The organism is Bacillus sp. WMMC1349 (assembly GCF_013155385.1).
Taxonomy (GTDB): Bacteria; Bacillota; Bacilli; order Bacillales; family Bacillaceae; genus Bacillus.
Genome location: NZ_JABJUQ010000007.1, coordinates 584,776 through 598,380, shown reverse-complemented (window position 1 = coordinate 598,380; position 13,605 = coordinate 584,776). Strand labels below are relative to the sequence as shown.

At 34.6% G+C, this 13,605-nt stretch carries 12 protein-coding genes and 1 pseudogene; 5 read left to right on the top strand and 8 right to left on the bottom strand.

Annotated features, from left to right (window positions below; translation table 11 throughout):
- Positions 1 to 5: 5 nt before the first annotated feature.
- Positions 6 to 1,052 (bottom strand): LacI family DNA-binding transcriptional regulator, encoded by a 1,047-nt coding sequence (locus tag HOO54_RS05510; RefSeq protein WP_172293214.1) that lies wholly within the window; start codon positions 1,050 to 1,052, stop codon positions 6 to 8.
- Between the two features lie 452 nt (positions 1,053 to 1,504).
- Positions 1,505 to 4,102 carry a calcium-translocating P-type ATPase, PMCA-type gene (locus HOO54_RS05505; protein ID WP_172293212.1) on the bottom strand — a complete coding sequence of 866 codons (2,598 nt, stop codon included), beginning with the start codon at positions 4,100 to 4,102 and terminating at the stop codon, positions 1,505 to 1,507.
- A 295-nt stretch (positions 4,103 to 4,397) separates the two neighbouring features.
- Here HOO54_RS05505 and HOO54_RS05500 point away from each other — a divergent pair, with 295 nt between their 5' ends.
- Positions 4,398 to 5,249 carry an AraC family transcriptional regulator gene (locus HOO54_RS05500; RefSeq protein ID WP_172293210.1) on the top strand — a complete coding sequence of 284 codons (852 nt, stop codon included), beginning with the start codon at positions 4,398 to 4,400 and terminating at the stop codon, positions 5,247 to 5,249.
- Between the two features lie 202 nt (positions 5,250 to 5,451).
- Entirely contained in the window at positions 5,452 to 5,847 is a 396-nt protein-coding gene (locus HOO54_RS05495; protein ID WP_172293208.1) for an immunity 22 family protein, read from the top strand.
- Positions 5,848 to 6,159: 312 nt separating this feature from the next.
- Here HOO54_RS05495 and HOO54_RS24105 read toward each other — a convergent pair.
- The 6 genes and pseudogenes from HOO54_RS24105 to HOO54_RS05470 all read right to left on the bottom strand — a co-directional run.
- Positions 6,160 to 6,305: pseudogene (locus HOO54_RS24105) on the bottom strand (IS3 family transposase); the annotation flags it as partial.
- Positions 6,306 to 6,540: 235 nt separating this feature from the next.
- A complete protein-coding gene (locus HOO54_RS05490) occupies positions 6,541 to 7,086 on the bottom strand; it encodes a T6SS immunity protein Tdi1 domain-containing protein (RefSeq protein ID WP_172293206.1) in 546 nt (181 codons plus the stop codon).
- A 485-nt stretch (positions 7,087 to 7,571) separates the two neighbouring features.
- The gene (locus HOO54_RS05485; protein WP_172293204.1) at positions 7,572 to 8,177 is read right to left on the bottom strand and encodes a pentapeptide repeat-containing protein; all 606 of its coding nucleotides are present in this window, start codon (positions 8,175 to 8,177) and stop codon (positions 7,572 to 7,574) included.
- Positions 8,178 to 8,312: 135 nt separating this feature from the next.
- Positions 8,313 to 8,459, bottom strand: a complete 147-nt coding sequence (locus HOO54_RS05480; protein WP_172293202.1) for a hypothetical protein — start codon at positions 8,457 to 8,459, stop codon at positions 8,313 to 8,315.
- A gap of 172 nt (positions 8,460 to 8,631) precedes the next feature.
- Positions 8,632 to 8,985 carry a hypothetical protein gene (locus HOO54_RS05475; protein ID WP_172293200.1) on the bottom strand — a complete coding sequence of 118 codons (354 nt, stop codon included), beginning with the start codon at positions 8,983 to 8,985 and terminating at the stop codon, positions 8,632 to 8,634.
- Positions 8,986 to 9,673: 688 nt separating this feature from the next.
- Positions 9,674 to 10,087, bottom strand: coding sequence for an Lrp/AsnC family transcriptional regulator (locus HOO54_RS05470; protein ID WP_172293198.1), 414 nt, complete (start codon positions 10,085 to 10,087; stop codon positions 9,674 to 9,676).
- Between the two features lie 129 nt (positions 10,088 to 10,216).
- Here HOO54_RS05470 and HOO54_RS05465 point away from each other — a divergent pair, with 129 nt between their 5' ends.
- From HOO54_RS05465 to HOO54_RS05455, 3 genes are all read left to right on the top strand, one after another.
- The gene (locus HOO54_RS05465) at positions 10,217 to 10,993 is read left to right on the top strand and encodes an MBL fold metallo-hydrolase (RefSeq protein ID WP_172293196.1); all 777 of its coding nucleotides are present in this window, start codon (positions 10,217 to 10,219) and stop codon (positions 10,991 to 10,993) included.
- Between the two features lie 32 nt (positions 10,994 to 11,025).
- Positions 11,026 to 11,433 (top strand): ester cyclase, encoded by a 408-nt coding sequence (locus tag HOO54_RS05460; RefSeq protein WP_172293194.1) that lies wholly within the window; start codon positions 11,026 to 11,028, stop codon positions 11,431 to 11,433.
- Between the two features lie 304 nt (positions 11,434 to 11,737).
- Positions 11,738 to 13,582: a beta-glucoside-specific PTS transporter subunit IIABC gene (locus tag HOO54_RS05455; protein ID WP_172293192.1), complete on the top strand. Its 1,845-nt coding sequence runs from the start codon at positions 11,738 to 11,740 to the stop codon at positions 13,580 to 13,582.
- Positions 13,583 to 13,605 lie beyond the last annotated feature (23 nt).

The window sequence follows — 13,605 nt, the reverse complement described above, 5'->3', positions numbered from 1 at the left end:
ATATGTTATTGCGAAGTTTGAGGATTACGACTGCTTTCCCGTAAAATCAATTTTGTATCAAGGATTACTTTCACCGGAATTGTGCGGTTATAAAAAATACGATCTGCAAGAAGTTTCACCGCTGACTTACCTAATTCATCGGGATAAATCTTTACCGAAGATAGCGGTGGGTTTAAATAGGCAGCGCTTTCAATATCATCGAAGCTAATCACTGATAAATCTTCTGGTACTCGTATACCTGTTTCATTTAGCATTCGAATAGCCCCAATTGCCATCGGATCACTTCCAATGATCATTGCATCTGGTAAGTCTCCGCGTTCAATCAATTCTTTCATTAACTGATAACCGCTGTTTGGATTCCAGTCACCTGTTAACACATGTTTCGGATTATACAAACCTTTTTCTTGCATAACCTTTATAAATGTTGCTTTTCGAATTTCATCGACTTCAATGTCTGTTTTACCAGCAATCGATTTAACAGTTTGTTCTCCTCCCATATAGCCAATTGTTTTATGACCAGAGTTGAATAATGTATTCATAACTTCAATCGTTGCTTCCTCAAGATCAATGTTGACTAGATCATAGCCTTTGCAGGGATTAGAGTTGTCAACAAACACAATATTTTCATTTTTATAAAAATAATGAGCTATATCCTCCGTAATAACTGAGCCAACAACAATAAGACCATCGAGCTCATTTAAATCGGGAAAAGGCTGGTCCCTTTTAATTCTAAGTAAACTGCCAATTGTGAGAGAAAACTGCTTACATGCCTGTTCAATCCCTAAGCGAATCTGTTGAAAATAAGGATCATTCAGTTCATCCTCTTCAGTAGTAGATAAAATAACACCTATCCTGTATTCTTTTAAACTTGACCTTTTTAAATTCTGGTTATTCTTTTTTCTTGTCGGTTTATATTGGAGCTCCGCAGCTATTTCTAAGACGCGCTTTTTCGTTTCTTCAGTAATTGAAAGAGTTGGATCATGATTTAACAGCCGTGAAACAGTTGCGGTTGAAACACCTGCTTTTTCAGCTATTTCTCTAATAGTAGCCATTTTCCCCTCCTTGTTTAGTTATGTTAACTAAAACTTACAAATTGATTATAGCACTTAAAGCGCTTTCATTCAACTTGATTTTAAATATTTAGCTAATAAATTTGCGTTTTCTTACTTATTTTTAAGTTATGTTTACTAAACTTATTACGAGTTTCCTTGTATTTCTTATATGTTTAGTAAAATTCTTTTTTTTTTTTTACCTATGTTTATTACAAAATGAATAAAGGGGTTGTCTGAAAAGAGTAAAATTGTTAAAACTTATGATTCAAGATCGAGGCTGTCCTGAAAGTCGTGTGGATGAATAAAAATTGGGGAATTTGCTCGCTTTCCGCGGGCGATCCGCGAGCCTCCTGATTTATGTTGAAAAAGGACTTTTTAGACAGCTCCATTTGTTAAACGTGAAAAGGGCGTCCAATAGTCAAAAATCAACTTACTGGACAGCCCCTTTATGACTACCTTTTTATAATCTTGTATAGTTGAATGATGATTAACGGCATTAACGCTAATCCAATCACCCAGGATAATTGGGTTCCAGATAATAAAGCAGTCTCAAATATACCTCTTAAGCCTGGAACAAATAGAGCAAGCATTAACAGGATCACGCCAATAATGACAGAAAACCATAAATACTGATTCGTGAACACACCTATTTTAAAAATAGATTGTTTTGATCTGGCATTAAATCCATAAAACAATCTTGCTAAACATAAGGTTGCAAATGCCATTGTGCTTGCCACCATCTCGTCACCAGTTTGCAAGCCAATGTGAAAAGCAATTAAGGTAGATATCCCAATTAACAGCCCACCGACTCCAACTAATAAGGCAAATGATTTGTTTAACAAAGGTTGATTAATATCTCTTGGTTTTTCTTTCATGATATTTTGATTATGCGGCTCAAGCCCTAGCGCAATAGCCGGTAAACTATCGGTTAATAAGTTAATAAACAGAAGATGAACAGGTGCAAAAGGTACAGGCAATGCTAACAGAGAAGCGTATAATACTGCTAATACTCCAGCTGTGTTGCCCGCCAATAAAAAACGAATCGCATTATTTATGTTTGCGTATATACTTCTTCCATTCGAAATTGCTTTGACAATTGTTGAAAAGTTATCATCGGTTAAAACCATTGCAGACGCATCTTTAGCTACTTCTGTCCCTGTAATGCCCATGGCAATCCCAATATCAGCTTGCTTTAAAGCAGGACCGTCATTGACTCCATCCCCTGTCATCGCCACAACATTTCCTTTTTCCTGCCAAGCTTTCACAATTCGAATTTTATGTTCTGGTGATACACGAGCATAAACGGAAATTTGTTCAACCTTTTCTTTTAATTCTTCATCTGGCATTTTTTCTAATTCAATACCTTCAATCGCTTCTGTATCACTCTTTAATATTCCAATTTGCTTTGCAATTGCAGATGCTGTTATCTTATGATCCCCTGTAATCATGACTGGTTTAATTTTAGCTGAAATACAACTCTCTACAGCCTCTTTTGATTCAAGTCTTGGTGGATCCATCATTGCTGTCAAACCGACAAATGTTAAATCCCTCTCATCATCGAAATGAACAGCTTGTCCTTCATCCACTTCTTTATAAGCAAAACCTAGAACACGTAAACCATTTTTTGAAAAATCCTCGTTTACTTTCTCAATTTCTTTTTTATGTTCCTCTGTAAAAGGAACAACCCCTGACGATGTCTCGATTTTGATCATCCGTGACAAAAGTACATCAAGAGCCCCTTTTGTCATCAGAAGATATTTCCCTTCTATTTGTTGAACTGTACTCATTAACTTACGGTCAGAATCAAATGGTAACTCTTTTAAACGAGGGTATTGTTTCCTTACTTCTAACTCATCGAATTGATATCGTTCGCCAAAATTGACAAGGGCAATTTCTGTTGGATCACCAATTTCCCTTTGATCTGCTGTCACAGAGTCATTACATAACAATCCCATCAAAATAAGCTTTTTATGTAGTGCATCTTCTTGGTTTAGCTGCTCATGAGAAATGACTGTTTGATCGACATATACTTGCTGCACCGTCATTTTGTTTTGTGTCAAGGTTCCTGTTTTGTCAGAACAAATGACTGAGATACTGCCAAGGCTTTCAACAGCATGCAGTTTTCTCATAATGGCATTTTCCTTTGCCATTTTCTGTGTTCCAAATGCAAGAACGATCGTCACGATCGAACTTAAGGCTTCTGGAATCGCTGCTACGGCAAGAGAAACAGCAAACATAAAGGAATCTACAATCTCACGCCCTCTAAAGATATCAAGTCCAAAAATAAGGAGAGCAATGATGATGATAATCACTGCTAATTTTTTTCCGAAATGATCTAATGTGACTTGAAGAGGAGTTTTCTTTTCTTCTGCTGATTCTAATAGATTGGCTATTTTTCCGATTTCAGTCTTCATTCCGATATCGGTTACGACCACAACACCTCGTCCATTCGTTACAAAACTTCCAGAGAAGACCATATTCTTTTTGTCACCTAATGATACATCTTTTTCAGTTATAGGTTCTATTTCTTTAATAACTGCCAAAGACTCACCTGTCAGAGAACTTTCATTAACCTGCAGGCTGTGATTCTCGATAATCCTTCCGTCTGCCGGCACGAAATCACCAGCATCTAAATGAAGGATATCTCCTACTACCACTTCTCTTGAGGGAATTTCCATTTTCTGTCCATCCCGAAATACTTTCGCATTTGGAGATGATAAAGCTTTTAAACTGTTGAGCGACTGCTCTGCTTTCACATGCTGAACGGTGCCAAGGATTGCGTTTAAAATAACAACCCCCATAATGACAACAGCACTTTCAATTTTTCCAAGGAAAGCCGATATGACAGCGGCTACGATTAAAATAATGACAAGGAAATCTTTAAATTGTTCTAAGAAGACCTGTAGTGTGCTCTTTTTCTTTGCTTCTGCAAGTTCGTTAAAACCGTACTGTTCTCTTCTTTTATCCACTTCATCAGAGCTTATTCCATCCTTTGTTACTTTTAACAGTCTTATTACTTCATCTGATGTTTTACGGTAGTATTCACCCATTTTTCATTTACCCTCCTTATCAAGTAGAATTTAATTATTATTTTTCACAATTAAGGCAAGATCATACTAACTTGCATATTTAGACTTCACAGCTAAAAGGTTCACTAAAACACCCCGCTAATCCTGCTTTTACTGAGAAAACATATTTTCAATTTTAAAAAGGTGATAAAAGAAGGAAACACACTTAAGGTCATAGAATACGCTATTGGAATGAAAATCCGACATCTTTGGACAGGAAATGTCGGACAGAAAACATCCTTTTTCTTTATATTAGATATTGAAAGGAGTAACAATTATGGATTGGCTAGAGCGAATGAACAACGCATTAGATTACATTGAAGACCATCTTGATAACGAAATCGATTACAAAAAGCTAGCACAAGCCGCTTTATGTTCGGAGTATCATTTTTCAAGGATGTTTTCAGCATTATCAGGAATACCGCTTTCAGAATATATTAGACGCAGGCGCCTAACACTTGCAGCGTTTGAATTACAAAAAAGCGATATTCGAATTGTTGACCTCGGGGTGAAATATGGATATGATTCTGCCGACTCATTTTCACGTGCTTTTCAAAAAACGCTTGGATTAAAACCCTCCGAAGCTCGCAATAAAGGAATACAGCTAAAAGCATTTCCAAAAATATCCTTTCAGATTTCGATAAAAGGAGACATTGAAATGGAGTATAGAATTGAAAATCTTGATTTTGAGTTAAAACTAATCGGAAAAGGATTTCCAGTAAAAACGAACAAAGCATTTAAAACGATTCCTACACTTTGGAATACTGCCAAAAAGGATGGCTTTATGCAAAAACTAATTGATATGTCCTGGGAAAATCCAAAATGTACACTTGAAAGCCTTCTGGGGGTTTGCGGAAAAGAAGCAGCCATAACAGACGAAGAATTTACTTATTTTATGGGAATACGATATGATGGTAACATTCCTAGCGATATGGAGAGCATGGTCATTTCCCACAACACTTGGGCCGTTTTTCCGAATATAGTAGAAGCATGGAAACGTTTATATTCTGAATGGCTTCCTACTTCTAGTTACGATCTAGCCGACTTCCCCTGTATCGAATGCTATTACCCGCCAAAGCATAAACCGAAACATGAGCTTTGGGTTCCTGTTGTTTGTAAAGAGGATTGATCAAAATAGTGGAGTTACAACAACTGTTGGAACTCCACTATTCTTCAATTTAAATTACGGCAAATAAACACCGTACTGTATGAACCATAAATCAGCAAGATGAATGGTTCTGACTACATATAAACAAATCAGATCGTCACACTACTTTGGGCTGATTTATAATGGTTACACGATTCTACCTGAAGGAAAGGAGGGATTTAGCTTGGAAAGTCCCGGATCTGTATCAGTTTGGATTGGTAATTGTAATGATGTAGATATATTTAAAAAATATGTAGATATAAAATATGACGAAAACGGTGACAGAATAGAATCTATTTTCATGACTGATTTTAAAATAGACTTTATTGAATACAACCAAGAGTTATTAGAGTGTATCTTTAGTCAATATTCTTCATCTTCACTATCGGAATTATTAAAAAATGCGTCATATTCTCACCTCATCATCCATGAGCTTGAGAGTTTCTACAGCCAAGTGTTATCGGAATATTACAACGTTGCCATACTATTATATGATTTTGAATATAGTGACATTGTTAGTGAAGGAAAGCTTGCTGGCAATAAACTCTTTTTCATCGGTTCAGTGATGTATGAGGAATAAGTCAAGGAAATTTCTGATATTGAATGGCACCCTCTAGTTAAAACACCCCTTCTGTAGGAACTGATTACGTCGGACATTAGATCTTTTGTTTATTTGCGTTATGGATGCGTTAATTTCTCCTTCCGCCTCCAGTTTCACTGAAAATAAGGAGGCTTAGAAAGATCCACGATAGAGGATCGACGTTTCATTCTGCAGCTATCTCGGTTTAAGTGAATAATTTCCGCTCTATAAATGACTCGATCTAACTGTTGCCTCCCAGTAATTCACCCTACTCTTTAAGGGCTTTTTTAAAAGCCAAGATGCGGGATAACGCTACATTCTCTCAAACTCTTTAGGTGTCGAATGAATCCGCTTGGAATTGTAGAAAAACTCAATGTAACCTTAGCTCGCACCAGGATGTCATGAAAGGATTCGATACACGCATTGTCGTAACAGTTTCCTTTCCGGCTCATGCTGCTGACGAGACATATTAATCTTCACAATCAAATTGCTGAGATTGTCTGCATTTTATATTGTTTTCACTCCCCTTCTTTTTCAGAAAATAAAATATCGTCCGGTAAGAACCTTAGTTATGTTTAAAAGTTGATCATTACATGATAAAAAACATGTAATGTCAAAAAACAGGAAAAAATCTCTTCCAGTTTAGTTTTTGATTTACTCATTGTTTACTTTAACTGAAATTTGGGTTCTTTGTCATTCTATAGGACCCGCGAATTCAGTGATCATTAATACATGTTCTTTTAGTTTAACCGTTTTTAGACTATCAACTTTTTCAATTCCGCCTAATCCTAATAAAGGGGTATATCCAAAACACTCGTCATAGCTAGGGGGACTATATTTACTAATCGCTTCAGGATAAGGCTTCCACATTAATTGATCGTTCATAAAGTCATTATCTTTTAAGTCATCTAAAAAGAATTCAAATCCAGATGAAACAACATTGACATATCCTTTCCTAAAATTTAATAAATTTACATACTTATCTTTTTCCCATACTATAATATCACCCATTGCGGTTGTAAAAATAGGAATTGCCTGTTCATACCTTTGATAACTTTTCTCTAAAATATCTAAATAATCGTCTGGATTAATAACTTTTAAAAATTTATTTACCAAACTGCCAAAACCGTATTTTCTCCATGCTTGTATTAATTCTTTTGGAAGTTTATCCTTATATTTTAAAATAACATCTTCATCAACTGTTTCATGTACTATAAAATCACTAAATATAGGTTCCAATAAATAGAACCTCCTTTGCGGCAGTTTTGGAATCTCCGTCACTATGCTTGTCTTTTTGAGCATTCGTGTTTTTCGTGATTTCTTTTTTCTTCTCAACCTTTGAATTAGTTCATGAGGAAGTTTAAGTGTTAATAATTGTAAATCTAACTTTATAGGCCGTTTATTACGGAAAACTTCTTCTTGATGAATTGAATAAAATTATGTCCAGCCTGCTGTAAGCGCACTTATAGGAATTATTGCAAACGCATCTGTGGAGCAAAGAGGTTATGTAATTGAATCTATTCATCTTTAAAGCCCAGTGTAGTCTATTTGTACTTCTGCATTTTTTGGACATAAAGCAAAATGAGCTCTTGTGAGTTTGGGCTTTTTCTAAGAAATTAGTCCACTTTTGCTAGTTTAAGCTTTTTCCTTCTCATTCAATTGGAATAAGCCATTAAAAATAAGAGGTTGTCAATGTCAATTTTATTTTATTTTATTTTATAATTCTATTTCATAATGTTGTCTTGTAACCATCCTCTAGCATCTTCACCTTCTAGAATTATTGGTTGCTCAATCGTTCCGATATTTATACTTTTTATAAAAGCCTCTTTAAGTCCTTGAATACCAGATAATTTAGATCCTTTTAGTAAGACCCCTTCAAACGTAGCTAATTGTATATCAGCATGAGATAAATTTGCATTACGAAAATCAGTCTCATTAAAAAGACCACCTACTAGGTTAGCGTCTGATAAATTTGCTTTAACAAAAACTGTCTCAATACATTCACTATCAGCAAGTCTAGCAGTTTTAATATTAGCATTCGTGAAATCTGCATATGAAACGTTAGATTTACAAAAATCTGTTCCTTCTAAATTTGCAGTTATAAAAGTGGATGAACATAATAAAGATGAAGAAAAATCTTTATTATTTAAATTCATACCATCAAATATACAATCTGTAATATGTGCTTGGTCTAATGGGCATTTTGACAAATCCAAATTTCGTAAATCAATTTCATCTATACTTAGTTTTTTTCCTTGTTTTCCAATAGTTTCAACCCAAAGACGATGCGATTCTAATTGAACAATAATTTGTCTGTTATCAGTTAACATTACTAATCCCTCCATTACAGAATAACCCATTTGATATTCCTGCTTTCTCTATTGCTTCTTTCAACTACTCAACATGGCAGAGATGTTTTTTTATAAATTTCTTTTTTGGGAATAACCGAACAAGATGATTTTGCATCATTTTCGGATGAAACGAACTTCTCCAACACCAGTATAATGTGAAAACAGTTGCTCATCATGAACAGCTTTGACCATTTCCTCTACTACATGTGTCGTATGATGTTCTGGAATTAGTTGTTCACACTTGAATTTGACGAGTGTCATAAGGCTTGAAAGTTCTGTTTTTTCTTTGTCTGTGGCAGAAGTTCATTTGTGTGTTATGATGATAGCACATCAACATCATTCTTTCGTAAATGTGGTCTGGTAATTTCATTTTACTAAAAAGGCTATTAGAAAATCAGCGAAAGCACTTTCACGCTTCAAGATAATTATTTTACTATTCATCACTTATAGCATCATCATAATCCTGTAAATCTTCTGCAATTTCTTTTAAACGATTGATGGTGTTATTAAACTCTTCGTAGGAAATTTCTTGATAATTATAATCTCTTTCTCCATATATATCATTATCGAATATTTTTACTTTTGCACCCAAATCTAAAAGTTTGTTTATTAACTCTTTTAACTTCTCCAGTTCATCAAAGTCTTTTGCATGAGTTTCAGCAAGAACTTCGTTGTGTTCTATTTTGTTTTTAATTTGTGAAATACCTAGATTAGTATATTTTCTTAAAGGTACCGCATATTTATTCAGTTTATTATCTGGTATTATTTTCATGCAAATCTTATACATATCGGGCTCTCCTTTTTTTAAATTTTAAAGCATTTTTTCTATAGCTTCCCCATGCCAACCTTTTAAATGTTCGCCTGTAGCAGGATAGAATATTTTCTCTCTATAAACAAAGATGATCGACAATAGTTTTTCCATTATACTTCAGTTTTTTTACCATTCTATTATCCTGTTTTTCTCACTAGTCCAATTTCTTGTAGATGGCTTTCCATTCATTAATCTTTTCCTGCTTCCAAAAGTCGCAAACTCCTTATATAAGGAGATCTTAGATGGCGGTAAATCTAGTTCTGGATACTACAGTGGATTTTAAATTAGGAAATGTAAACGGGATCTGTTTAAAAAGCCCTTTATCAAAATGAACCAAGGGGAACTGCGAGACTCCTGCGGTGTTTTCGCCTGGCTCGCTGTTCCCCTGATATCAATTTTAATTTTGAAATTTAAAAACTGATTTTATATGTTTAGTTAAGTCTGGAATATCTTCAATACCTTTTTCACAAAGATATTTATATTCTACTGAGGTAACGATTTCTAACGGTGAAGATATTGAAAAGGCTAAACGCCTTATTAACATGGCTTATGATGTTAGTTAACGCAAAAAACGGGCAAGCAATTACGCAAGCCCGTTTCCTTTTTTAACTAACGCACCTGTTTGTTTAAGTAAATTTCTTCACAAACTCACTGTTTTATTAATTTATAAATTATCAATAACAATCGATAATTTATAATTTGCATACTCGTTTAACCCTTCCAAAAATTTATTCATCAATTCATTGGATGGAAATTTACATTCAAGGAGATAACAACCATCTCCACTGATTTTATAGTTACGTACAAGGTATTGTTCTTGAGTTTTGATGAATGATAAATATGGTTGATGGTTAGTGCTTTGTGTAATGATAGTTAGAAAAGCATGTATATAAAATCCCAACTTGACTTGATTTACTTTAATGGTATATCCCTTAATAACTCCACTATCCTCTAATTTCGCAACTCTGGCTGAAGTAGCTGGTCCAGTCAAATGGACTTTCTCACCTAATTCTTTCATCGTGATACGACTGTTCTTGGATAGTTCATCAAGGATATCCATATCCGTGTTATCTAACATTTTAATAATCCTTTCATTAATAAAGTGAAACTGCCGAAAGACTTTTTTTAGTCCATGTATTTGTTAGTTGTTCATAGTTTAAACTAAAAGAGTGCTTCAAATCAAACAAAAGAATAGGAGTTAATGATTATGAATATACATCACATTCGTAATGCAACAGCGATTGTAGAATTTGCAAGCAGAAAGTTTTTGATTGATCCAATGTTAGCGGAAAAAGGGACTATGCCACCTTTTGGAACTGGTGTTGGTTTACCCCCTGCACCAAGGGAAGACCAAAATAATCCTTTGGTAAGCTTACCGACATCCATTGACAATATTATATCTAATATTGATGCTGTCATTGTCACTCATTTGCATCCTGACCACTGGGATGATGCTGCTAAAGAAGCATTGCCAAAAGAAATAAAAATATTTGCCCAAAATGATGCAGATGCGACAGAAATTCAAAACGCTGGTTTCAAAAATGTAGAGGTTTTACAAGAGGATACCGTTTTTGAAGATATCCAATTGATTAAAACAAAAGGCGAGCACGGCAGGGGAGAAATCTTAGAGCATGCTGGTCAAGTGTGTGGTGTGGTCTTCAAACATACAACTGAGAAAACATTATATCTTACTGGTGATACAGTATGGTATGAAGCAGTCCAAGAAATCATTGATACACACAAACCGGAAATCATTGTGGTCAATGCAGGAGATAATCAATTCCTTGTGGGTGGTTCTCTGATCATGGGAAAAGAAGATGTGTATGAGTTGGTTAAGGCTACTCCTAACTCCAAAATCATTGCAGTTCATATGGAAGCAGTAAACCATTGGGGATTGTCCAGAGAAGAATTAAAGAGTTTTATCAATGAAAAAGGAATGTCTAATGTGTTAGTACCGGATGACGGTGAATCGTACACATTTTAGGTGAAAACGGACAATCGTAAGGAGAGATTATTATGTCAGTTGAAGCGAATAAAGAATTAGTTCGCCGTTTTTTTGAAACGATAGAAGAAGAGAACTATGATGCACTTAAAGATTTCTGCCATGAAGACTATGTATTTTATCCACAAATTGATACCCCGTTTCCAGGTGTAGAAGGTCTTATAGAATCAGAAAAGAAAAACTTTGATGCGTTCCCAGGATTTAAAATGCCGATTGTAGAAATGGTAGCTGAAGGAGATCTTGTAGCCGCTTATTTTATCTTTGAAGGAAAACATACTGGTATTTCATTTGCCGGTGTCCCTACAACTGGAAAAGAAGCTAGATTTTCTCTTATGATACTTTTACGTATTTCTGAAGGAAAAATTATTGAGCAAAGATCTTTTGTAGATGTTCATGACATCATTCGACAAATAAAGGCTTAAATTAAAAAATAAATTTATTTGGAGCTTTGTAAAATTATTATTCAATAGCTTTAATATATTAACGGAGTTAGAATTAGCAAATATATCCTTAGGATTTTTATTAATTTTTTCTTGTAATTTATTATTTTAGGTAATATAATCAGGTTAACAAGTAAATAATTATAACCGGACATGTTACTGGTCATGCAGGCAGGATCCATAAAAGGCAATATATTATATTGTTTTTTAGGGGTCCTGTCTTTTTTGTTGCTTATATTTTCGGCCGAAATGTAAGCGCATTAAATCATATAAAGGAGAATCTAAAATGGATTACAAAAAGCTAGCAACTGACATTTTAAAATATGTTGGCGGTAATAAGAATGTGGTTCACTTAGGACATTGTGCAACAAGATTACGTTTTACAATACAAGATGATAAAAAAGTACAAATTGAGAAATTAGAAGGAACTGAGGGCGTACTGAAGGTTGTAGTATCAGGCGGACAAACTCAAGTTATTATAGGTAGTGATGTAGTTGAAGCATATGATCAGTTAAATCAAATGGGTAATTTCGGTTCAAGCAGTTCAACTAATAATAAACCAAAAGATAAACGTAAAATCGGTGCTACTGTATTGGATTTTATTGTAAGCGTATTCCAACCACTAATTCCAGCAATGGCGGGTGCAGGTATTTTAAAGTCAATCCTATTTTTATTAACTGCTTTAAAATTGATGAGTCCAGAAGGTCATGTTTATTTAGTTCTACGGTATATTAGTGATTCTGTTTATTATTTCCTTCCTATCTTAGTAGCTATAACAGCTGCAATGAAATTGAAAGTAAATACGATTGTTGCAGCCTCTGCGATGAGTATTCTGTTATTCCCGAATATGATCACTTTAATGGCTGAAGGTGCAACTTTCTTGTCATTCGATATAACTAATGTAAATTATTCGTCACAAATGTTTCCTTCAATTTTAGGTGTTATATTTTATTCATTTATGGAAAAGTTTTTCACTAAGTACTCACCAAAAGCAATTAGAGTATTCTTTATACCAATGATGTCATTTCTTTTCACTGTACCGATTACATTGCTAGTACTAGGACCAATTGGCTTTACTTTAGGAGTATGGTTTACTAATCTTATTTTATTCTTATTCAATAACGTAGGTTGGATTGCAGTAGGCTTACTAGCAACATCATTACCATTTATGGTAGCAATCGGAATGCATAAAGCAACAACACCTTATGCAGTTTCTTCGTTAGCTAGTTTAGGTAAGGAAGCTTTAATGTTACCTGCATTATTAGCTCACAATATGTCTGAAAGTGGTGCTTCACTAGCAGTAGCACTTCGTACAAAGAATTCAGAACAGAAATCAGTAGCTCTTTCAGGTGGAATTTCCGCATTTTTTGGGATTACCGAACCAGCTTTATATGGTATTACCTTGCAAAATAAAAGAGTGTTAGGAACTGTTATTGCTTCTAGTTTAATTGGTGGTCTTTTTGTCGGTTTCTTTGGATTAGCTGGTTTCACTTTAGTAACACCAGGTATTGCAAGTATCTCTATGTTCATTGATCCAAATAACGGAATGAATGTTATTTACGCTCTTATTGGACTAGTAATCTCGTTTGTTACATCATTTGTTCTTACTTTCTTTTTCTGGAAGCAGTCAAGTGTAGAACCGGGAAATGATGAATATGAAACAAAACAAGTGAACGGTGCTGTTGCGATTCAACAACCTGTAAACGGTAAAGCAATCCCTCTAACAGAAGTGAAAGATGAGGTATTTTCTAGTAAGGTAATGGGTGATGGTTTTGCAGTCATTCCTGCTAAAGGGGAATTATATGCACCGGTTGATGGAAAAATTAAAATGGTCTTTAATACTAATCATGCATTAGGTTTGGAAACAGCGAATGGAGCAGAAATATTATTCCATATTGGCATAAATACAGTCAAACTAGGCGGCAAGCATTTTGAATCTCTAGTGAAGGTTGGAGATGAGGTAAAGGCCGGAGATTTACTAATTAAATATGATTTAGATAAGATTGTTGAAGAAGGATTTGACCCAACGACGGTAGTCGTAGTTACCAATCATGATCAATACACAGTAGAAGTAACTAATTTAGATAATGTTGGTATGGATGATGCGTTATTGCTCATAACAGCTCGATAAGAAATTAAATTGGAGGAGATTAG